At 71.3% G+C, this 19,205-nt stretch carries 16 protein-coding genes; 6 read left to right on the top strand and 10 right to left on the bottom strand.

Features of this window, described 5'->3' with window-relative positions; translation table 11 throughout:
• Window positions 1-23 precede the first annotated feature (23 nt).
• Window positions 24-2,138, top strand: coding sequence for a prolyl oligopeptidase family serine peptidase (locus ABGB11_RS12580; protein WP_347632093.1), 2,115 nt, complete (start codon window positions 24-26; stop codon window positions 2,136-2,138).
• A complete protein-coding gene (locus ABGB11_RS12575) occupies window positions 2,135-2,941 on the top strand; it encodes a methyltransferase domain-containing protein (protein ID WP_347632091.1) in 807 nt (268 codons plus the stop codon). Before ABGB11_RS12580 ends, ABGB11_RS12575 begins: the two co-directional genes overlap by 4 nt.
• A gap of 204 nt (window positions 2,942-3,145) precedes the next feature.
• On the opposite strand, the gene ABGB11_RS12570 is transcribed toward ABGB11_RS12575, so the two are convergent.
• Both ABGB11_RS12570 and ABGB11_RS12565 read right to left on the bottom strand, forming a co-directional pair.
• Complete coding sequence (locus ABGB11_RS12570; RefSeq protein ID WP_347632089.1) at window positions 3,146-3,751, bottom strand: GNAT family N-acetyltransferase; 606 nt, start codon at window positions 3,749-3,751, stop codon at window positions 3,146-3,148.
• A gap of 6 nt (window positions 3,752-3,757) precedes the next feature.
• Window positions 3,758-5,374, bottom strand: coding sequence for an XRE family transcriptional regulator (locus tag ABGB11_RS12565; RefSeq protein WP_347632087.1), 1,617 nt, complete (start codon window positions 5,372-5,374; stop codon window positions 3,758-3,760).
• Between the two features lie 429 nt (window positions 5,375-5,803).
• On the opposite strand from ABGB11_RS12565, the gene ABGB11_RS12560 reads away from it, so the two are divergent.
• From ABGB11_RS12560 to ABGB11_RS12545, 4 genes are all read left to right on the top strand, one after another.
• Window positions 5,804-6,103 carry a hypothetical protein gene (locus ABGB11_RS12560; RefSeq protein WP_347632085.1) on the top strand — a complete coding sequence of 100 codons (300 nt, stop codon included), beginning with the start codon at window positions 5,804-5,806 and terminating at the stop codon, window positions 6,101-6,103.
• A 222-nt stretch (window positions 6,104-6,325) separates the two neighbouring features.
• Window positions 6,326-7,354, top strand: coding sequence for a mechanosensitive ion channel family protein (locus ABGB11_RS12555; protein WP_347632083.1), 1,029 nt, complete (start codon window positions 6,326-6,328; stop codon window positions 7,352-7,354).
• Window positions 7,355-7,403: 49 nt separating this feature from the next.
• Window positions 7,404-7,787, top strand: a complete 384-nt coding sequence (locus tag ABGB11_RS12550) for a globin (RefSeq protein WP_347632081.1) — start codon at window positions 7,404-7,406, stop codon at window positions 7,785-7,787.
• Between the two features lie 18 nt (window positions 7,788-7,805).
• Entirely contained in the window at window positions 7,806-9,377 is a 1,572-nt protein-coding gene (locus ABGB11_RS12545; protein ID WP_347632079.1) for a glycoside hydrolase family 13 protein, read from the top strand.
• Between the two features lie 112 nt (window positions 9,378-9,489).
• Here the strand turns inward: ABGB11_RS12545 and ABGB11_RS12540 are convergent, their stop codons facing one another.
• From ABGB11_RS12540 to ABGB11_RS12505, 8 genes are all read right to left on the bottom strand, one after another.
• On the bottom strand, window positions 9,490-10,896 hold the full coding sequence (locus tag ABGB11_RS12540) for a S28 family serine protease (protein WP_347632077.1): 1,407 nt from the start codon (window positions 10,894-10,896) through the stop codon (window positions 9,490-9,492).
• 161 nt (window positions 10,897-11,057) lie between these two features.
• Window positions 11,058-11,651 (bottom strand): GNAT family protein, encoded by a 594-nt coding sequence (locus ABGB11_RS12535; protein ID WP_347632075.1) that lies wholly within the window; start codon window positions 11,649-11,651, stop codon window positions 11,058-11,060.
• A complete protein-coding gene (locus tag ABGB11_RS12530) occupies window positions 11,648-12,079 on the bottom strand; it encodes a thioesterase family protein (RefSeq protein ID WP_347632073.1) in 432 nt (143 codons plus the stop codon). Before ABGB11_RS12530 ends, ABGB11_RS12535 begins: the two co-directional genes overlap by 4 nt.
• Before the next feature lie 56 nt (window positions 12,080-12,135).
• On the bottom strand, window positions 12,136-13,464 hold the full coding sequence (locus ABGB11_RS12525) for an enolase C-terminal domain-like protein (protein ID WP_347632071.1): 1,329 nt from the start codon (window positions 13,462-13,464) through the stop codon (window positions 12,136-12,138).
• Window positions 13,461-14,933, bottom strand: coding sequence for an aldehyde dehydrogenase (NADP(+)) (locus tag ABGB11_RS12520; RefSeq protein WP_347632069.1), 1,473 nt, complete (start codon window positions 14,931-14,933; stop codon window positions 13,461-13,463). The genes ABGB11_RS12525 and ABGB11_RS12520 overlap by 4 nt, the downstream gene beginning before the upstream one ends.
• A 151-nt stretch (window positions 14,934-15,084) precedes the next feature.
• Entirely contained in the window at window positions 15,085-16,746 is a 1,662-nt protein-coding gene (ettA, locus tag ABGB11_RS12515) for an energy-dependent translational throttle protein EttA (protein ID WP_347632067.1), read from the bottom strand.
• A gap of 389 nt (window positions 16,747-17,135) precedes the next feature.
• Window positions 17,136-18,428 carry a GGDEF domain-containing protein gene (locus ABGB11_RS12510; RefSeq protein ID WP_347632065.1) on the bottom strand — a complete coding sequence of 431 codons (1,293 nt, stop codon included), beginning with the start codon at window positions 18,426-18,428 and terminating at the stop codon, window positions 17,136-17,138.
• 239 nt (window positions 18,429-18,667) lie between these two features.
• Entirely contained in the window at window positions 18,668-19,138 is a 471-nt protein-coding gene (locus tag ABGB11_RS12505; RefSeq protein ID WP_347632063.1) for a single-stranded DNA-binding protein, read from the bottom strand.
• Window positions 19,139-19,205: the final 67 nt, after the last annotated feature.

The following is a 19,205-nucleotide window of genomic DNA, read 5'->3' as shown; positions in this document are numbered from 1 at the left end:
CGGGCGGCCAATAAGGTGCATTCATGACGCCGTATCCGCCCGCGCAGCGCCAGGACATCGTCGAGGACATCCACGGTCACCGGGTCGCGGACCCGTACCGCTGGCTGGAGGACGCCGGCAGCGACGAGACCAGGGAATGGCTCGCCGCGCAGGACCGGCTGTTCCACAAGGTCGTGGACGCGTTGCCGGGGCGGGAGCGGCTGCGGGCGCGGCTCGTGGAACTGCTCGGTGCGGGGAGCGTCGGGTCTCCGGTGTGGCGGGGCGAGCGGCGGTTCTTCACCCGCCGCAGCGCCGAGCAGGAGCATCCGGTGCTTTACACGGTCGATCCGGACGGGTCCGAGCGGGTCCTGGTCGACCCGATGGCCCTCGATCCCGCCGGGACGACGACGCTGGACGGCTGGCAGCCCGACAAGGAGGGCCGCCTGCTGGCGTACAAGATCTCGACCGGCGGGGACGAGGAGTCGCTGCTGTACGTGATGGACGTCGCGACCGGGGCGCGGGTGGAGGGGCCGATCGACCGGGCCCGCTACTCGTCGGTCGCGTGGCTGCCGGGCGGCGCGGCGTACTACTACACGCGGCGGCTGCCCGCGCGGGACGTCCCGGAGGGCGAGGAGCAGTACCACCGGCGCGTCTACCTGCACCGCGTCGGCACCGAGCCCGACACCGACGACGTCCTGATCTTCGGTGAGGGGCGGGACAAGACCGACTACTACGGGGTCGGGGTGAGCCGCGACGGGCGCTGGCTCACGATCTCGGCGTCGCAGGGCACGGCGCCGCGCAACGACCTGTGGATCGCGGACCTGTCGGCGTCCTCGCCGGAGGCGCCCGCCCTGCGGGCCGTGCAGGAGGGCGTCGACGCCGAGACCAGCGTGCACGTGGGACGCGACGGCCGCGCGTACGTCTTCACCGACCGCGACGCGCCCCGCTCCCGGCTGTGCGTCGCCGACCCGTCCGACCTGTCCTACGGGACGTGGCGCGACCTCGTGCCGCAGGACCCGGAGGCCGTCCTCAGCGACTACGCGATCCTCGACGGCCTCGACTCGCCGGTGCTGCTGGCCGGCTGGACGCGCCACGCGGTCAGCGAGATCACCGTGCACGACCTGGAGTCGGGGGAACGGATCGGGACCGTCCCGACACCCGGGCTCGGCTCGATCGGCGGGATCATCGAGCGTCCCGAGGGCGGGCACGAGGCGTGGTTCGGCTACACCGACAACGTGACGCCGTCGTCGGTGATGCGGTACGACGCGCGCACCGGGGAGACGGCCCTGTGGGCGTCCGCGCCGGGGACGGTCGACGTTCCGGACATCGAGACGCGCCAGGTCGTCTACACCTCGCGGGACGGGACGCAGGTGCGGATGCTCGTCGCGTCCCGCCCGGGGCTGTCCGGCCCCCGGCCCGCGATCCTCTACGGATACGGCGGCTTCAACATCTCGCTCACGCCGGCCTACTCGGCGAGCATCCTCGCGTGGGTCGAGGCCGGCGGCGTGTACTCGGTCGCGAACCTGCGCGGCGGGTCCGAGGAGGGCGAGGAGTGGCACCGCGCGGGCATGCGGGAGCACAAGCAGAACGTGTTCGACGACTTCCACGCCGCCGCCGAGAAGCTGATCGCGGACGGCCTGACGACGCCGTCGCAGCTGGCGATCTCCGGCGGGTCCAACGGCGGGCTCCTGGTCGGCGCCGCCCTCACCCAGCGTCCCGACCTGTACCGCGCCGTCGTCTGCTCGGCGCCGCTGCTGGACATGGTGCGGTACGAGCGGTTCGGCCTCGGCCAGACGTGGAACGACGAGTACGGGACGGCCGACGACCCCGAGGAGTTCGGCTGGCTCATCGGCTACTCGCCTTACCACCACGTCCACGCCGGGACCGCCTACCCGGCCGTCCTGTTCACGACCTTCGGCAGCGACACCCGGGTGGATCCGCTGCACGCCCGCAAGCTGTGCGCGGCGCTGCAGCACGCGACGGCGTCGGACGCGCCGATCCTGCTGCGGGACGAGGCGGAAGTGGGGCATTCCGCCCGGTCGGTGAGCCGGTCGGTGGATCTGATGACCGACACGCTCACCTTCATGGCCGCGCAGACCGGCCTCTCCCTGGACCCCGGCGGGCCGGACGAGTTGACGGATGGTCTAATAACGGGATGAGCGAGACGATGGTGCGCGGCACCATGGAACGCGTACTCGGCCTGCTCCGCGAACCGCCGGAAGTCCCGGACGTGTCCGCCGGGTACCTCGACCTGCTCGGCCCGTCCCCCAAGGCGCCGCCGTCGCTCGCCCAGTCGGTGATGGAGTCGAGGTTCCTCCCCCGCATCTACGAGAAGGTGTGGCGGCCCGTCGGGTTCAACCTGGCGAAGGGCTGGCCCCTCGGCCCCGACACCGCCGAAGAGCACGCGATGGCCCGCGACTGGCTCGGCCTCGCGCACCCCGGCTACGCGGCCCGCCCGCCCGCGACCGTGCTGGACGTGGCCTGCGGCCCCGGCAACGTCACCCGCGCGCTCGCCGCCGGCATCGGCGCGGACGGCCTGGTCGTCGGGCTCGACGCGTCCGAGACCATGCTGGCCCGCGCCGTCGCCGACACCGCGCCCGGCGACGACGTCCGCTACGTGCGCGGCGACGCGGCCGACCTCCCCTTCCGCGACGGCGTGTTCGACGCCGTCTGCTGCTTCGGCGCCCTCTACCTCTTCGACGACCCGTGGACGGCCGTCGACGGGATGACCCGCGTCCTCAAACCCGGCGGACGCCTGGTCATCCTCACGTCCCGGCGCCCGTCCCGGGTCCCCACCACCCGCGTGGGCGGTGAACTCCTCCGCCACACCACCGGACTCACCGTCTTCGGTGACGAGGAAGTCACCGCCGCGCTCACCGACCGGGGATTCACTGAAATCCGCCGACGCCGCTACCCTCTGATGCAGATGGTCGGAGGACGGCGCCCGCCCCCCAGCCTCTAGGACGCTGCCGAGGTTCGCGCTACCCTCCCACCACACGCACGGACACCGTGCCCACGAACGCCCCCTCCTGGGGTTGGGAAGCCTCCAGGAGGGGGTTTCGTATTGATTGTGGGCCGCCAGGCCCGAAGGAGGAGAAAAAAGCAAAAAACCCGGAGCCGCGGCGGGACCGGGCCGCGCTACCGGTGCCGCCGCGGCTCGGGGGTCTCAGCGGAGCCGTTTCTCCAGGTAGATGTTGACGATGCCGCCGATGGTCTCGCGGCGGGTCTCCGTCCAGCCGAACCTGCGGTAGAGGGCGAGGGCGGGGCCCTGGAGCTCGGTGGTGTCGGCGCGGAGGACGCGGTAGCCGTACTCGGCGGCGCGTTCCTCCAGGGCCTGGACGAGGGCGGCGCCGTAGCCGCGGCGCTGCACGGCGGGCAGGACGCGCAGCCGCACCATCTCGACCGCGTCGAGGGCGGGGGTGCCGGGCGCGTAGCCGCCGTAGGCGCGGGCGTGGCCGCCGGGGATCAGGTCGGCGCGGCGCAGACCTCCCATCGCGACGATCCGGTCGTCCAGCTCGCCGACGAGGAACTCGCCGTCGTTGCGGAGATAGATGTCCTCCATCCGGAAGAAGTCGTGGTCGTAGTAGACGCCGTCGCCGGGGCGCAGGCCGACCTGGGCGAGGCCCGCGCGGTGCAGGGCGAGGACGGTGCCGTGGTCGGGGGCGCTGTAGCGGCGCAGTCTCAGGTCTCCATAGCTCCACACCGGTGGTTGGTCCTGGAGGCGGAGGAGGGTGGGGTGGCCCCGCCAGGACGTGCTGTCAGGCGTGCCCATGCCCGGTCAGACCTGCTCACCCGGGCGGACCGCGGGCTGGTTCTGGGTCGGACTCTTCACCCAGGGGCCGGCCAGCGCCTCGTAGAAGTCCTTCAGCTCCGGAATCTCACCGCACTTGGCGTTGACGGCCGCGCCGATCTGCCGGGCCCGGTGGACGAGGATGTCGGACCGGTGGTCGGTCGGCAGATCGAGGATGGCCTCCCGGCCCGCGGTCAGCGCGGCCTGGGGCTCCCCGGCGTGCAGCTTGCACATCGCGCGGTCGAGGCGCACCAGGGTCAGGTCGACGCGGTCGGTGGGCGCGTAGAGGGTGAGGGCGTGGCTGAGCACCTCGTCGCCGTGCTGGTGGTCGCCGAGATTGGTGAACGTGTCACCTTCGTAGAAGGCCATCTGCCGGTCGGTGAACCCGAACACGAGGTCGGAGGTGTCGGTCTTGGAGAGCTGGTCGAAGACCGAGCGTCCGCGGACGAGGGCGCGGCGGGCGCTCGGGGCGGCGTCGCCCCGTCCGCGCATCGCGAGCATGCCGAGGGCGCGCGCCTCGACGGCGGGGGCCATGGCGGCGGCGACGCCGGGGGTGCGGCCGGCGAGGTCCTGCGCCTTGCGGGCCAGGTGCAGCGCCTCCCGGGGGTCGCCGTAGTACATCGGCACCAGCGACTCCCGGACGGTCACCCAGGCGCGCAGCTGCCGGTCGCCGGTCTCGTCGGCGGCGGTGCGCGCCGTCCGGAAGAACGAGCGGGCCAGCCGGTGGTCGCCCAGGTTGATCATGATCAGGCCGGACAGCCCGGACAGCTGCGCGGCGATCCGGCACAGCCGTTCCTGCAACTCGACGGGCTGGCGCTTGTCGCACATGCGGCGCACCTCGCTGAAGTCGAGCAGCACGTCGCAGAGCATCCGGAGGGAAGGGGTCGCCTGGTACTGGCGGCCGTAACCGTAGGTGGTCTCCTCCCACTGGTCGAGCATGGTCGGCGAGACGGTCGCGCCGACGAGCGTGTCGTCCATCTTGCGGCGCAGGTTGTCGACCGCCCCCAGGAACTGACCGTCGAGCGCCACGCCCGCTCCGGCCAGAAGTTGCAGAAGGGTCCTACGAAGCACGATGTCCTCCTCTCCTACATCAATGGTCAGGGGGGCGCCGGCGCGGTCGGCGCCCCGGATCTCGTTCACGGTTGCCCAGGGGCGCTCCTCGCTCCTGGGGACGATGGCCCCGACGAGGGCGCCGGGGTCGGATGCCGCGCGCCGTTCCGGCGTGCGCGGCTGCGGGACGCTCACGGCGCCCGTGCGGACCGCGTGGCCGCGGCCGCAGATGCAGGGACTCTGGTAGTCGAGGGCGTCCGGTTCGACCCGGTAGACGGCGCAGAGGTAGTGCAGGTACTCGGGACCGGGCCTTTTGTACCCGCTCTCGTAGGCGGACAGCAGCGTCTCCCCGAGCCGGGGCGGCGGCTTGCCGTCGACCTCGTAGAGCGCCCTGACCTGCGCCACGATGTCTGACAGCGCGACACCGTGGGCCAGGCGGTGCGCCTTGACCCGGCTCGTGCCGAACAGAGGCCCGCACTGCTCGTGGATCTCCTGCGCGATCTCGACCGGGGAACGACCTCGGGCCAGGGCATGCGCGCGGATCCGGCGAGCCACGTCGGTCTCTTTTCGGGGGGGATCCGACATCCTCCGGCCTCCTCACCGTCGGATCGGGACGCCGCCCCGTCGGGGGTGGACGATCGTCCCTGCCACGGCGACCGGTCGCTTTACGACCACGACAGATAATCTCTCGCGCACGCAGCGTAACCCTGGTCACACTCCCGGCCAAGCGATTCGGGAGAACCGGCGGGGTCCGCGGGCCGCCTTCTCCCCCGCGGGTAGAGATTCTTCCTCCGCAGGGAGGGAGCCTTCCCCTGAGGTGGGGTAATCCGGTACTTCGCGGGACGGCCGGTCTCTTGACCGGCCACCGTGAGAGTTGCAATTCTCGCGGCGAGTGACCGGACGGATCCGCAGAGTCGATCAAGGATGGGCCCGCCGCGGAGCTCGCCAAGAGGTGTGCTCGCCTTAACGGAGGGGGTGCGAGAGGTGGTCAGCGACAGACGCGTCGGCTACCTGGAGGAGCTGGAGCACGAGCTCGACACGCGAGGGCTCGTCGCCCGGGTCGTCCGGACCCGCTCGGGCCCGGCCTTCCTGCGGGTCGTGAATCCCGAGGCCGCGAGCCTCGCGGAGGACGTGACCTGCGCGCCGGCTCCCGAGACCAAGGACCACTACTTCTGGTGGTCGTGGGGGGAGCGCATGCATCACGTCGACGACGTGGGCGGCGCCGCCCTCAAGCTGGCGCACGTCCTCCAGCCGCTGCGCCACGAGGTCGGCGGACGCTCCTAACCCCCGAGACCGGGCGTGTCCCGCGGGCCGCGGCGGAACGGCGCGGCAGCCGCGGATCCGCGGGACACGTTCGCCAGGAGTCCCTCCCCGGCCGGTTCGCGTCACCTCGCCCAGGCGCCGTACGAACCGGTCGGCCCCGTCCCCTACGATCGGGCTCGTACCCGCCGCGGGTCCACGGCGAGGTGTCGAGGCACCACAACGGCCGGGGAGGGTCTGCCACACATGTCATTCGCCGCGCCCTTCAGCGTGTCGCTCGCCGCGTCGCCGGCCGCCGGGGTCCTGCCCTGGGCCCAGGACGGCACCCCCGAGAAGGCCTGCAACAGCCAGGACCCCACCACGACGTGCCGGCTCGTCTGGAACATCAGCCACAGCGTCGACTTCACCCGGTTCTACGCCACCTGGCTCGACACGCCGCTCAGCACCCTGTTCTTGGTCATCGTCACCTTCGTGATCGCGCTGATCGTGAAGAACATCGCGCACCGCATGATCACCAGGGTCACGCTCCGGATGGCCGAGGGCACCATGTCGGAGAGGGTCCGGGAGCGGTCCCGGACGGTCTTCGAGGGCAGCCCGGCCCTGCTGAACAAGCGGCGGGCGCAGCGCGCCCAGACGCTCGGCTCGGTGCTGCGCTCCGTCGCGTCCATCATCATCATGGGGACGGCCGCGTTCAGCATCCTCGGCTCGCTCGGCCTCAACCTCGCCCCCATCCTGGCCAGCGCCAGCGTCATCGGCGTCGCGGTCGGCTTCGGTGCGCAGAACATCGTCAAGGACTTCCTCGCCGGGCTGTTCATGCTGCTGGAGGACCAGTACGGCGTGGGCGACTTCATCGACGTGGGCACCGCGAAGGGCACGGTCGAGGCGGTCACGCTGCGGGTCACCCGGATGCGGGACGTGGACGGCATCGTCTGGTACGTCCCGAACGGCGAGATCAAGAAGGTCGGGAACGAGTCGCAGAACTGGGGCCGCGCCGTCCTGGACATCCCGGTCGACATCCACGAGGACACCGAGAAGGTCAAGGAGATCCTCCAGGCCACCGCCGACACGATGGCCGCCGACTCGGCGTGGAGCGAGCTGATCCTGGAGGAGCCGTCGGTCTGGGGCGTCCAGGCCCTCGCGGGCGACGCGATCGTGATCCGCGTCGTGCTGAAGACGGCGCCGGGCAAGCAGGGCGACATCGCCCGCGAGCTGCGCGAGCGCGTCAAGCGGGCGTTCGACGAGGCGGGCGTCACGGTCGCCACCCCCGCGCCATAGTGGATCATGGTGAGAACCGGGGCGCGGCTCACATAGGGTGGGGGGCGCTATGGCTGAACAGGTGACCTTCTACGAGGCGGTCGGCGGCGAGGAGACCTTCCATCGCCTGGTGCACCGCTTCTACCAGGGCGTCGCGAGCGACCCCGAACTACGCGCCATGTACCCCGAGGAGGACCTCGGCCCCGCCGAGGAGAGGCTGCGGCTGTTCCTCATCCAGTACTGGGGCGGCCCGACCACCTACAGCCAGCGGCGCGGCCATCCGCGGCTGCGGATGCGGCACGCCCCGTTCGTCATCGGGTCGGCGGAGCGGGACGCGTGGCTGCGCCACATGCGGGCCGCGGTGGACGAGCTGGGCCTCCCCGACGACCTGGAGCGGCAGCTGTGGGGCTACTTCACGATGGCGGCGCAGAGCATGGTGAACGCTCCGGCATAAGCGGGTAGATCGCCGTGTATGACGCGAATCCCGTGGTGGCGCGACGCCGTCGTGTACGAGATCTACGTCCGCAGTTTCGCCGATTCCGACGGGAACGGTGAGGGCGACCTCCAAGGGATCCGGTCGAGGCTCGGCCATCTGCGCGATCTGGGCGTGGACGCGCTGTGGCTCACCCCCTTCTACACCTCCCCGCTGGCGGACGGCGGCTACGACGTGGCCGACTACCGCGACGTCGATCCGCGTTTCGGCACGCTGGACGACTTCGACGCCCTGGTGGCGGACGTCCACGCCCACGGGATGCGGCTGATCGTCGACATCGTCCCGAACCACTCGTCCGACCGGCACCGCTGGTTCCGCGAGGCGGTGGCCGCGCCGCCGGGGTCGCCCGCACGGTCGCGCTACATCTTCCGGTCCGGGAGGCCAGGGGATGGTCCCGGCGGTGAGGTGCCGCCGAACGACTGGCCGTCCGCGTTCGGCGGTCCGGCCTGGACGCGGCTGGACGACGGCGAGTGGTACCTGCACCTGTACGCGCCCGAGCAGCCGGACTTCAACTGGCGCAACCCGGAGGTGCGGTTCGAGTTCGAGGACATCCTGCGGTTCTGGCTCGGCCGCGGGGTGGACGGCTTCCGCATCGACGTCGCCGCCGGGCTGTTCAAGGACGAGTCGTTCCGCGACCTCGGCGGGCAGGACCGCCGCGCGCTGAACGGCCCCATCTACAGCCGTCCGGAGGTCCATGACGTGTACCGCAGGTGGCGGCAGATCCTCGACGGGTACGACGGGGACCGCATGGCGATAGGCGAGGTGTGGACGGACGGGCCGGAAGACCTCGCGCTCTACCTGCGTCCCAACGAACTGCACCAGGTCTTCCAGTTCGATCTGCAACTGGCTCCGTGGTCGGCCGCGGCGTTCCGTGAGGTCATCGACGGCGCGCTGAAGGCCGTCGCGCCTACCGGGGCGGCCCCGACCTGGGTGCTGTCCAGTCACGACTCCGTCCGCCACCTCACCCGTTACGAGCGGCCGGGAGGCGTCCCCGGTACCGGTTATGCCAGGGCCAAGGCGGCGTTGCTGTTACTTCTGGCGCTTCCAGGGTCGGCGTACCTGTACCAGGGCGAGGAACTCGGACTGCCAGAGGTGACCGACCTGCCAGATGAGGCCCGCCAGGACCCCATCTGGTTCCGGACGAACGGTGAGCTCGCAGGACGGGACGGCTGCCGCGTGCCCCTGCCCTGGTCGGGTTCCGTCGAGCCGTACGGGTTCTCCCCCGACGGCGTCCGGCCCTGGCTGCCCATGCCGGAGGGGTGGGCGTCCAAGACCGCGCAGGCTCAGGCGTCCGACCCGTCCTCCATGCTGGCCTGGTACCGCGAGGCGCTCGCGCTGCGCCGCCGCCTGCGGGACGGGCTTCCGGAGGACGTGGAGTGGCTCGACTCCCCCGAAACGGCGCTGTTCTTCCGCCGCGGGCCGCTCACGGTCGCCCTCAACTTCGGGGAGAATCCCGTGCGCGTCCCGGCGGGCACGCCGCTGCTGACCAGCACCCCGCTGTACGGCGACCTGCTTCCCGGAAACACGGCGGCCTGGCTCGAAACCCCATGAACGCGTCCAGCGCGCTTCGTCGCAAGGGGCAGGCAAGCGAACGCGGTGTGCCGCGCCGTGCAAGGGGTCAGTGCACGGGCGGCACACCGCGAGTTCGCTCCGGATGTGCCGGCTACAGCGGAGGACGCTGGAGCTGGAGCGGGTCGTCCGCGAGCGGGGCGGACTTCAGCATCTGCGCGCCGGCCTCGACGCCCGCCCAGCGCTGGACGTAGGCGATCGCCTTCGACTGCTCGTCGGCGGGCAGCGCGGTGATGATGCGGCCGCTGTGGTTCATGCCCTGGGCGACGTAGACGGCCGAGTCGCGGCTGCCGTGCCCGAGGCGGAACGGCTCGGCGCCCCACGGGTCGTTGGAGCCGTACAGGAACAGCATGTGGTTCGCGTTCCCGCGCACCCAGCGGTCGATGTCGCGCATGGCCCGCCCGTTGTCGAACCGCATCGGGATGTCACGCGGGACGTAGGTGCGCGGCTGGTAGCTGCTCTCGTACCGCAGCAGCGGGCGCAGGTGCTTGAACTTCGGCGACGGCCAGCCGAGCTGCGTACCCGCCTGGTAGTAGTACGGGATGTACGGGGAGAGCCCCTGGTCGCTGTAGAACGACAGCCCGGAGATCGTGTCGAGCGTCTTGTAGAGCTCGTCGTCGGAGGCGTTCACCGCGGGAAGGTCCGCGCAGTCGGCCTGCAGGCTGTACTGCCAGAACGCCCACTCGTAGTCCATCACCGAGTTCTCGAACGCGCGGTCCTGCGTGCGCAGGATGGTGAACGTCCAGCCGTTCTCGTCGGCGGCGGCCTTGAAACGTTCGAGCATCGCCGGGCGGCGCTTGAGGAATTCGCGGGCCAGCGCCTTGACGTGGGCGCGGCACTCGGGGTCGTTGCCGACCGTCTGGAAGAACTTGTCGTAGGCGCGGTCGTCGTTGTTGCTGACGTCGTTCGGCGCGACGTACACGACGCTGCCGTCGACATCGCGCGGGTAGAACCGCTTGTGGTAGACGGCCGTCATGCCGCCCTTGCTGGCGCCCGTCGAGATCCACTTGCCCTTGTAGATGGTCTTGAGGGCGCGGATCAGCCGGTGCTCGTCGGTGGCGGCCTGCCAGATCGTGTCCTTCGTCCAGTCCGTCGGCTCGGGACGCGACGGGGTGAAGTACCGGTACTCGACCGAGATCTGGTTCCCGTCCACCAGCGCCGTCGGCTCGGACGTGAACATCACTTCCGGCGTGTCGTAGCCGCTGGTGTAGAGCACCATCGGACGGTCGGCCGCCTTGTGCTGCAGCATGATGCGCTGCTCGAACCACTGCCCGCGCGGGTTGCGGTGGTCGACCGGCTGCCTGTACTCCAGCCAGAACCAGCGGTGGCCCGGCAGGGTCGAGGCCTTCTCCGTGACCTGCATCCCGGGGATCGCCTTGAGCTGGGCGAGGATGTCGCCCGTCTGGGCGGCACCCGCCGGGGCGGTGCCCGCCCGGGTCGTGACCGCCTGCGCCCCGCTGGCGCCCGCCCCGGTCATGCCGGCGGCGAGCAGCAGTGCCATCGCTCCTCGTGAGACGCGCCGCATTGTGCCCCTTTCACGTGGGTTCTCCACATTCGCGTCGCGACACTAGAGGGAGAAGTGGGCCGAAAACGGATCGCTGTTGCGCTTGTTACCTATCCGTGACGGCGCAGTTGTCACCAGGGCAGTACGGACTTCCCTGATCAGGTCGGTGGAACGAGGGCGATTCCGTCGTCCCACGGGGCAAGGCACTCGAAAAGCCGTTCGTCGTGCCAGCGCCCGTCCAGATGAATGTGGCGCCGCGCCGTTCCCACGGGCGTGAACCCGTTGCGTTCCAGAACGCGCTGGGACGCGTGGTTGTCGACTCTCGTGAACGCCTCCACACGGTGCAGGCGCAGCGCGCCGAAGGCCACGTCCAGCGCCTGGCCGAGCGCCTCGGTGGCGACACCCCGCCCGGCGTGCGCCCGCGCCACCCAGTAGCCGACGAAGCAGCTCTGGAGCGGTCCGCGCAGGACGTTGTTGAGCGTGATCCGCCCGGCGACCTCGTCCCCGACGAGGATGACGGCCGGCCACATCTCCCCCGCCGCGTACGCCTCGACCAGATCGTGCAGGTTGTCGCGCTGGCCCTCCACCGTGTAGTACGCGTCGTCCCGTTCCGGCTCCCAGGGACGCAGGTACTCCCGGTTCGCCCCGTACAACGCCGCCAGGGCCTCCGCGTCCGCCACCTGGGCCACCCGCAGCCGCACCCCGGACCGGCGTCCGTCCAGGGCAGGAGGCGGGCCGGCGAGGGCCGTCATGCGCCGGGCACCACGTAGCGCCCGATGAACTCCCGCTCCTCCGGGGTGAACCGTCGCAGCCGGTTCGCTTCGACGTCGAACGCGACGAGCGTCGAGGTCGCCTCGGCGTACACGTGCTCGTCGTCCCGCACCTCGTAGGCCAGCTTGAACGACGCCGCGCGGGCCTCGGTCACCCACGTCTCCACCCGGATCGGGTACACGGTCGGCAGCAGCGGCATCCGGTAGTCGATCTCGTGCCGGGAGATCACCATCCCGCGGACGGGCTTCTCCCCCTTCCGCACCGGGTCACCGTGGAACATCTCCAGCCGCGCGTCCTCCAGGTAGCCGAGGAACTTCACGTTGTTCACGTGGCCCTGGGAGTCGATGTCGCCGAACCGGATCTTGAACTCGTAGACGTGCCGGTACTCGGCCTCGGGCATCTGCTGCATGTCCTCGCCTGGGGATACGGGGGAACCGGGGTCGCCTGATGCTACCCGCAGCGGGTTCAGCCCCTGACGAGGCAGGGGCGCTTCGGGTCGAACGTCCAGCCCGGGACCAGATACTCCATCGCGGCCTCGTCGTCCCTGTCGCCCAGTCCGTACCGGAGATACAGGCGGTGCGCCTCCTCGATCCGCTCCTCGTCGATGTCGATGCCGAGACCGGGCCGGCCGGGGAGGCCGATCGCACCGTCCACGATCGGGAACGGCTCCCTGGTCAGCCGCTGCCCGTCCTGCCAGATCCAGTGCGTGTCGATCGCGGTGATCTCCCCTGGCGCGGCCGCCGCGACGTGGGTGAACATCGCCAGCGACACGTCGAAGTGGTTGTTGGAGTGCGAACCCCAGGTCAGGCCCCACGCCTCGCACAGCTGCGCCACCCGGACCGAGCCGCGCAGCGTCCAGAAGTGCGGGTCGGCGAGCGGGATGTCCACCGAGTCCAGCCGGATCGCGTGGCCGAGCTGCCGCCAGTCGATCGCGATCATGTTGGTGGCGGTGCGCAGGCCGGTGGCGCGGCGGAACTCCGCCATCGTCTCCCGCCCCGAGAAGTCCGGCTCGGCGCCGCACGGGTCCTCGGCGTAGGCGAGGACGTCCCGGAGCCCGGTGCCGATCCGGATCGCCTCCTCCAGCGACCAGGCGCCGTTCGGGTCCAGGTTGATGCGGGCCTCGGGGAACCGCTCGGCGAGCGCCCGCACCGCCTCGGCCTCCTCGTCCCCGCGCAGGACGCCGCCCTTGAGCTTGAAGTCGGCGAACCCGTACCGCTCCTGGGCGGCCTCCGCCAGCCGGACGATCGCCTCGGGAGTGAGGGCCTCCTCGCGCCGCAGCCGCAGCCAGCCGTCCGCGCCCTCCGGCGGCGCCTCGTACGGGAGGTCGGTCTTGTTCCGGTCACCGATGTAGAACAGGTAGCCGAGGATCGGGACCGTCCTGCGCTGGACGCCGTCGCCGAGCAGCGCCGCCACCGGCACGTCCAGGAACCGTCCCATCAGGTCCAGCAGCGCCGACTCGATCGCGGTCAGCGCGTGGACCGCGATCCGGGTGTCGTGCGTCAGCGCGCCGCGCCCGCCCGCGTCCAGGTGCCCGAACGTCGCGCGGAAGGCGTTGAGGATCTCGTCCGACCGGCCGATGGGCCTGCCGACGACCAGCTCCCGGGCGTCCTCCAGCGCCCGCCGGATGCCCTCGCCGCCCGGCACCTCCCCGGCGCCGGTGTTCCCGGACGAGTCGGTGAGCAGCACCAGGTTCCGGGTGAAGAACGGGCCGTGCGCGCCGCCCAGGTTGAGGAGCATGCTGTCGCGCCCGGCGACGGACACGACCCGCATCTCGGTGACGACCGGCGTGCTCATCGCGGCACGCCCTGGTAGGCGACCGGACGCTGGAAGCGCTCGATGGCGAGGCTCCCCACGGACGTCGTCCGCGCGTCGGACGTCGCCGGGAACGGGCCGCCGTGGACCATCGCGTGCCCGACCCGCACCCCCGTCGGCCACCCGCCCCACAGGATCCGCCCGGCCAGCCGCTCCGCGACGGGCAGCAGCCGCGCGGCGGCCTCGCCCGAACCGTGGATCGTCGCGGTCAGCTGCCCCTCCAGCCCGCGGGCCAGGGCGATCACCTGGTCGAGGTCGTCGCACCGGACGACCAGGGAGCACGCACCGAAGATCTCCGCTTCGAGATCGGGGCCGAAGTGCTCGGCGTCGACCGCCGCGAGAGCCGCGCGGCACCCCGCCGCCGCGTCCGGTTCCCGTCCTCGTGCGAGGACCTCCACGTGCGGATGGTCTTCGAGCCGCCCGACGCCCTCGGCGTAGGCGCGGGCGATGCCCGGCGTGAGCATCGGCGCCCCGGGGTCGGCCTCGATCGCCTTCGCCGCCGCGTCCAGGAACGTGTCGAGGTCGGCGCCCTTCACCGCGAACACGAGCCCCGGGTTGGTGCAGAACTGCCCGGCGCCGAGCGTCACGGAGCCGGCGTACTGCTCGGCCAGGTCCCCGGCGTTCTCCGCGAGGGCGTCCGGCAGCAGGAAGACGGGGTTGACGCTGCTCATCTCCGCGTAGACCGGGATCGGCCGCGGGCGGCCCGCCGCCGCCTTCGCGATCGCCAGCCCCGCCGTCCGCGACCCGGTGAAGCCGACCGCCTGGACGCGCGGGTCGGTGACGAGCGCGATGCCCAGCGTCGGGCCGTCCCCGTACAGCATCGAGAACACGCCCTCGGGCAGCCCGGCCTCGCGGACGGCGTCCGACACGGCCCGCCCGACGAGCTCGCACGTCCCGGGATGGGCGTCATGCGCCTTCGCGATCACCGGGCATCCCGCCGCGAGCGCCGACGCCGTGTCGCCGCCGGCCACGGAGAACGCGAACGGGAAGTTGCTGGCCCCGAACACCACGACCGGGCCGAGCGGAACCCGCCCCTGCCGGATCTCGGGCCCGGCCTCGCCCCCCGGATCGACGCCGGTCAGCGGCTCGGCGGCCCGCAGGTCGGACGCGAACAGGCGCAGCTGCCCGGTGGTCCGGGCGACCTCGCCGGTCAGCCTCGCCTCGGGCAGCCCGGTCTCGGACATGGCCCGCGGGACGAGCGTGCCCGCCAGGTCGTCGAGCTTCGCGGCGATCGCGTCCAGGAACGCGGCGCGTTCCTCGGCGCTCGTGGCCCGGTAGGCGTCGAAGGCCTCCGCCGCCAGCGCGCACGCGCGGTCCACCTCCGCGTCCCCGCCGTAGCCGTAGGCGGGATCGAGGCGTTCGCCCGTGCGGGGATCGACGGCGGTGATCGCCCGCCCCGTCCCGGCGACGCGCTCGAAGCCGATCACCATCTCGCCGGTGAGCTGCGCCAATGTCCCGTCCTCCTCCGTCTGGGCAGGGGTGCCTGCCTCGGACGATAGGAGACGCGAACGATACCTGTCCAACACGAAGAACGCATCGAGCGATGCCGAACGTGTATCACCGCATGCCCGGCCGGCCGCGCGCGGCCGGCCGGAACGCGGATCAGCGGGTGAGCTTGCGGTGCGTCACCCGGTGCGGGCGGGCGGCGTCGGCGCCCAGCCGCTCGATCTTGTTCTTCTCGTAGTCGGCGAAGTTGCCCTCGAACCAGAACCAGTTCGAGCCCTCTTCCCACGCGAGGATGTGCGTGGCGATGCGGTCCAGGAACCACCGGTCGTGCGAGGTGATCACGGCGCAGCCGGGGAACTCCAGGAGGGCGTTCTCCAGGCTGGACAGGGTCTCGGTGTCCAGGTCGTTGGTCGGCTCGTCCAGCAGCAGGACGTTCCCGCCCAGCTTCAGCGTCAGCGCCAGGTTGAGGCGGTTGCGCTCACCACCGGACAGCACGCCCGACGGCTTCTGCTGGTCGGGCCCCTTGAACCCGAACGCCGCAACGTACGCGCGGGACGGCATCTCGACCTGCCCGACGTTGATGTGGTCCAGGCCGTCCGAGACGACCTCCCACACCGTCTTCTTCGGGTCGATTCCGCCCCGGCTCTGGTCGACGTAGGAGACCTTCACGGTCTCCCCGACCCGCAGCTCGCCGGCGTCCGGCTGCTCCTCCCCGACGATCATGCGGAAGAGCGTGGTCTTGCCGACGCCGTTCGGACCGATGACGCCGACGATGCCGTTCGGCGGCAGGTTGAACGACAGGTCGTCCATCAGGACCCGGTCGCCGAAGCCCTTCGTCAGCTTGTTCGCGACGATCACCGTGTTGCCCAGCCGCGGACCCGGCGGGATCTGGATCTCCTCGAAGTCCAGCTTGCGGTACTTCGCGGCCTCGGCGGCCATCTCCTCGTACCGCTCCAGACGCGCCTTGCTCTTCGTCTGCCGCGCCTTCGGATTCGACCGGACCCACTCCAGCTCGTCCTGGAGCCGCTTCTTGCGCTTGGCGTCCTTGTTGCCCTCGACCTTGAGCCGCTCCGCCTTCTTCTCCAGGTAGACGGAGTAGTTGCCCTCGTACGGGTAGCAGCGGCCCCGGTCCAGCTCCAGGATCCAGGTCGCCACGTTGTCGAGGAAGTACCGGTCGTGGGTGACGGCGAGGACGGTGCCCTCGTACTTGGCGAGGAACTGCTCCAGCCACTGCACGCTCTCGGCGTCCAGGTGGTTGGTCGGCTCGTCCAGCAGCAGCAGGTCGGGCGCCTCCAGCAGCAGCTTGCACAGCGCGACCCGCCGGCGCTCACCACCCGAGAGCGTCTTCACGTCGGCGTCCCCCGGCGGGCAGCGCAGCGCGTCCATCGCCTGCTCCAGCTGGCTGTCCAGATCCCACGCGTTGCGGTGGTCGAGCTCCGTCTGGAGCTTGCCCATCTCCTCCATCAGCTCGTCGGAGTAGTCCGTCGCCAGCTTCTCGGTGATCTCGTTGAACCGTTCGAGCGTCGCCTTGGTCTCGGCGACACCCTCCTCCACGTTCCCGAGGACGGTCTTCTCCTCGTTCAGCGGCGGCTCCTGCTGCAACATGCCGACCGTGTACCCCGGCATCAGACGCGCGTCGCCGTTGGAAGGCTGCTCCAGACCGGCCATCATGCGCAGCAGCGTCGACTTACCGGTGCCGTTCGGCCCCAGGACGCCGATCTTCGCGCCCGGAAGGAAATGCAGGGTGACGTCGTCCAGGACGACCTTGTCGCCATGTGCCTTGCGCACACGCTGCATCGTGTAGATGTACTCGGCCATCCCCCAAGACTAGGGGGTGTTTATTGCACTTCCCCCCTCCTTTGGGCCTGGCGGCCCTGCTGTGTTCATTGCAGTTCCCTCCTCCTTCGGGCCTGGCGGCCCTCCATCGTCGGGCACTGCGTGCGATCGCCGGCATCGCTCCGACTCGCCTTGCGGCTCGCTGCGCGATCAGGTTCTCGCAAGCTCGAACCTGCCTTCGGACGCGATCACCAAAGTCGCCTCCGCCGTCGTGTGTCCTTCGTCTACGGGTGGCCATCTCACGGCGCGGCACCATGTTCTCCGCTCAGGCGCGCGATCCCACGGGCGAACGGGCAGCACTACGGCAATACCGGCGGGAGCTGTAGCGAGGTGGTGGATCGCGGTCTGGCCAGCGGCGTGTGTCGACGTGGTTAGGTTTCTGTGGCTTGGGGGTCTGTGTCTACTGCGGGGAGGCAGACCCTGTCTCGGCCGGAGGACTTGGCTCGGTAGAGGGCCAGGTCGGCTGCTGCCAGGAGTTCCAGGAGGTCCTGGCCGTGGGTGCGGAAGAGGGAGACGCCCACGGAGACCGTGACCGTGACCGTGCCCTCCTCCGCGGGGACGGCCAGGCGGCGGACGCGGCCGCGGAGGCGTTCGGCCACGCGGCAGGCCTCCACGGTGTCGGCGCCCGGGAGGAGGACGACGAACTCCTCGCCGCCGAACCGGCCCACCACGTCGTAGTCGCGCAGCTGGTGGCAGAGGGTGCTGGCCACGCCCACGAGGACCTGGTCGCCGATCAGGTGGCCGTGGGTGTCGTTGACGCGCTTGAAGTGGTCGATGTCGATCAGCAGGAGGGCCACGGCGTCGTGGGTGCGCTGGGCCCGCGAGAGCTCGGTGTCGGCCTCGCGCTGCCAGGCGGCGGCGTTCAGCAGGCCCGTCTTGGCGTCGGTGCGCGCGGCGGCCTGGAGCTGCTGGTGCATCAGGCTGCGCTGGAGCAGCATCACCGGGGGCAGGGCCAGGAAGAGCAGGCCCAGCGAGAGCGCGCTGGTGATGGCCACGAGGATGCCCACGCAGAGCTCCACCACGTCCAGCAGGAGGCTCTCGCGGGTCCACAGGACGTCGCGCCAGCGGCCCTCGGGGTTCGCGGCGTGGGCGGCGACGGCGACGATCGCGGCGTTGACCACCGTGAACAGGGCCGCGCAGCCGACGGCGGCCGGGATGCCCGGGCAGGCCTCGACGACCCAGTGCGGCACGCCCTCCAGCGGCTCGGGCTCCATCAGGTGGAACACCATGGACGCGCACGCCCCGGCGATGCCGAGCGCGGCGGCGACGAGGGCGCGCCGGTAGATCAGCGTTCGGCGCACGCGGAACTGCAGCAGCGCCTGGAGCGGAACGGGGATCAGCAGCGCGTAGACCGGGGGCAGCAGCAGGGCGACCGGCAGCCACCAGGCGGACAGCAGGTCGCGGGCGACGCCGGCGGGCATCCCGAGACGGCGTGTCGCCTCGATGCACACCGCCCCGCACGCCAGCAGGGCGGCGAACGTCGCCGCGTCGTCGCCCCGGTACGGGGTCTCGAGCAGCCCCGCGACGGTGAGCCCCAGATGGACGGCGACGACCACCGGCACGTAGACCACGAGCACGGCCCGGCGCCCCGGTCGCGCCCGCCGTCTGGGCCTGCGGGCCAGCTCCCCACCACGGTCCTCGGCGGACGACTGCACTGCCGTCATCCTTCCCCCTTACGCGCATCACGTTGTGTAACACGATAGTTGCAACGTGTGCGGAAGGGGCGTGAAACAGGTAGGTTCGGGAACGCACATGCCGGCGGCCGCCCGGCCGCCCGGCACATCCTGAGGGGGATACCACCATGCGCGGCGTTTCCTGGATCTGACCAGGCCGCAAGAACCCCCGGTGGTACGGGGGGCGCAGACCGACGGTGAACCGCCCGCCGGCCGCGCTCCCCTGCGGGTCAGGCCGCCTTGGGCTCGGCCTCCTCGTCCTCGGCGGGGCCGCCCAGCGCCCACTGGTCGGCCGCCTCCCGGGCGAGTTGCCGGTCCTCGTCGGTGAGGGAGCCGCTGCGCTGGGCCGGGCGGAAGTCGACCGTGCCCCGGCTCAGGTCGGGGCCGAGCGTCATGGCCTCGACCTCGGCGGAGAAGCGCCACTGGTCGTCCCGCTCGTACTGGCGGATCCGCAGGCGTCCGCTGACCAGCACGGGCGTGCCGCGCTTCAGCTCGGACGCGTTGACGTTGTCGGCGAGGTGCCGCCAGCAGTTGACGGTCACGTACAGCGCCTCGTCGTCCTGCCACTGACCGGTCTGCCGGTCGAAGCGCCGGGGCGTGCACCCGACCCTCAACGACAGGAAGGCATGCCCGTTGGCCGTCACGGCGTAGCGGGGCTCCGCCGCGACCCAGCCGGTGATGGTGACGTGCGCCTCGTTCATCGCGTCCTCCGTTGTCTCGCGTACGGGACAACGGTGGCGCGGACGGGCGGGGCGGCGGCGAAGAACG

Source organism: Actinomadura sp. B10D3, from assembly GCF_039871695.1.
GTDB lineage: Bacteria > Actinomycetota > Actinomycetes > Streptosporangiales > Streptosporangiaceae > Spirillospora > Spirillospora madurae.
This window is presented reverse-complemented; position numbering and strand designations above follow the sequence as displayed.

Coding starts and splice junctions, on each gene's coding strand:
- ABGB11_RS12580 (WP_347632093.1), top strand. CDS start 24: ATGACGCCGTATCCGCCCGCGCAGCGCCAGGACATCGTCGAGGACATC.
- ABGB11_RS12575 (WP_347632091.1), top strand. CDS start 2,135: ATGAGCGAGACGATGGTGCGCGGCACCATGGAACGCGTACTCGGCCTG.
- ABGB11_RS12570 (WP_347632089.1), bottom strand. CDS start 3,751: ATGGGCACGCCTGACAGCACGTCCTGGCGGGGCCACCCCACCCTCCTC.
- ABGB11_RS12555 (WP_347632083.1), top strand. CDS start 6,326: ATGTCATTCGCCGCGCCCTTCAGCGTGTCGCTCGCCGCGTCGCCGGCC.
- ABGB11_RS12550 (WP_347632081.1), top strand. CDS start 7,404: ATGGCTGAACAGGTGACCTTCTACGAGGCGGTCGGCGGCGAGGAGACC.
- ABGB11_RS12545 (WP_347632079.1), top strand. CDS start 7,806: ATGACGCGAATCCCGTGGTGGCGCGACGCCGTCGTGTACGAGATCTAC.
- ABGB11_RS12540 (WP_347632077.1), bottom strand. CDS start 10,896: ATGGCACTGCTGCTCGCCGCCGGCATGACCGGGGCGGGCGCCAGCGGG.
- ABGB11_RS12535 (WP_347632075.1), bottom strand. CDS start 11,651: ATGACGGCCCTCGCCGGCCCGCCTCCTGCCCTGGACGGACGCCGGTCC.
- ABGB11_RS12530 (WP_347632073.1), bottom strand. CDS start 12,079: ATGCAGCAGATGCCCGAGGCCGAGTACCGGCACGTCTACGAGTTCAAG.
- ABGB11_RS12525 (WP_347632071.1), bottom strand. CDS start 13,464: ATGAGCACGCCGGTCGTCACCGAGATGCGGGTCGTGTCCGTCGCCGGG.
- ettA (WP_347632067.1), bottom strand. CDS start 16,746: ATGGCCGAGTACATCTACACGATGCAGCGTGTGCGCAAGGCACATGGC.
- ABGB11_RS12510 (WP_347632065.1), bottom strand. CDS start 18,428: ATGACGGCAGTGCAGTCGTCCGCCGAGGACCGTGGTGGGGAGCTGGCC.
- ABGB11_RS12505 (WP_347632063.1), bottom strand. CDS start 19,138: ATGAACGAGGCGCACGTCACCATCACCGGCTGGGTCGCGGCGGAGCCC.